Source organism: Pantanalinema rosaneae CENA516, from assembly GCF_050753385.1.
In the GTDB taxonomy this organism is placed as follows: domain Bacteria; phylum Cyanobacteriota; class Cyanobacteriia; order Leptolyngbyales; family Leptolyngbyaceae; genus Pantanalinema; species Pantanalinema rosaneae.
In genome coordinates, this window is record NZ_JBLZFZ010000157.1 from 1 (window position 1) to 1,888 (window position 1,888).

Here is a 1,888-nt window from a genome sequence, read left to right on the forward strand (position 1 = left end):
AGATGTGTATAAGAGACAGGATCAGGAGGATGGGGGAGAGGGAGGAGATCGTCGATCAGGTAGGTGGCGTGGTGTTCGATCGCGGCAATCACATCTCCCAGGTTACGGCAGGTAGGGAGTTGCTCATGGGCAAAGGGTTGGATGGGATCGGCAGTCAGGGGATCGAAATCTAAGTGCCAGTCTTGGGCGATCGCTCGGGTTAATCCCAGTCGTCCGGCTCCAGGGAAACGGGCAATGGCGATGATCAAGTCGCGGAGTTGGCGATCTTGGGGACATTGACCAAAAATATGTAGACCATCGCGAATTTGGGCTTCCTTCAGTTCACAGAGGTAGCCATCGATCGTATTTAAGACTGATAACTCAAAGTTAGCGATCGCGGCTTGCTCATTTTTCAGCTTGCCGATCTCGGTGGGAATGCCCAAATCTTGATGCAAATGCTCTCGCAGCAGCAATTGGCTAATCTTGTCGCGAATCGGTTTTAACCGCGATGGATCAAGGCTTTGCGCTTCGTAGTATTCATCCACCAAGCCTTCGAGTTCCTGTAAAGCGCCATACAATTCAGCGCGGGTCATCGGTGGAGTCAGGTGATCCAAAATCACCGCCTGTGCCCGCCGTTTTGCCTGTGCTCCCTCTCCCGGATCATTAACGATAAACGGATACAAGTGTGGCAATGCCCCTAACGCCACTTCGGGATAACACGCTTCCGACAGCGCAATCCCTTTACCCGGCAACCATTCTAAATTCCCATGTTTGCCCACATGCACGATCGCCTGCACCCCAAACTGCGATCGTAACCAGTGATAAAACGCCAAATATTCATGGGTCGGCTCCAAATCCGGTGCATGGTAATTCAACGCCGGATCCTGGTCATAGCCTCGCGCTGGTTGAATCCCCACAAACACATTGCCCAACTGCATCCCCGGAATCCGCAATTCCCGATCTCCCCTATCCTCCTTAACTCCCCCATCTCCCTTATCCTCCTCACTTACCCCATCCCCCCATCTCCCCTCCACCCCAGATCTAACCGCCTCTGGCAAAGTCGCCCAATAGCGTTCATACTCTTCCCAGGAAAGTGATTGCGGCACAGGACGCAACTCCCACCCCTCCGGATCATTCGTGACACCAGTCGTTAATCGCTGAATCAACTCCTCACTACTTTGAGGGGGATGCTCGACTCGATAACCAGCCTGTTGCAGCGCCTTGAGAATTTCCACACAACTCGCAGGCGTATCTAATCCCACCCCATTTGCCAGTCGTCCGTCCCGAGTGGGATAGTTCGCCAGAATCAACGCCACTTTCCGATCGCCGATCGCCGTTTGCCGTAACCGTACCCAATTCAGCGCTAGATCCGCCACAAACGCCACGCGATCAGGCACTGGCTCGTAAGTCACAACATCGGTTTCGAGTAAAGGATGCCGAGTTTGGACGGCTTTAAAGGAAATGGCGCGGGTAATAATTCGCCCATCCACTTCCGGTAACGCCACATTCATCGCCATATCACGCGGCGACAATCCCCGGAACTGCTCCTGCCACTGTGCCTGAGTCCCGCTACTGAGAATGACCTGGAGGACGGGGACATTCAGGCGATCCCAGAAGGAGGTTGAGGGAGAAGGGGAAGATAGGGAAGATGGGGTGGCGATCGCGAAGCTGGTGGTATTCAGTAAAACTTGAATGCCAGGTTGGTCTTTGGGTTGGAAGTAGTGCAAAACTTCGGCTTGCACATCGGGATCACGGAGGGAAGAGACGAAGACCGGGATGGGATCAAGTTGGCGATCGCGTAATGCTTGACACAGAGCATCGATGGGAGCGGTGTTGCCTGCCAGGTAATGGGCGCGGTAGAACAGAATGCCGACTTGGGGGGGTGGGGAGCTGTCTCTTATACACATCT

Annotated in this window: 1 protein-coding gene; it reads right to left on the reverse strand. The window is 54.0% G+C overall.

The window, feature by feature from the left end; genetic code table 11:
• Positions 1-1,888: cobaltochelatase subunit CobN (locus tag ACN4EK_RS32485; RefSeq protein WP_431662581.1), on the reverse strand; the 1,888-nt coding region annotated here is incomplete at both ends.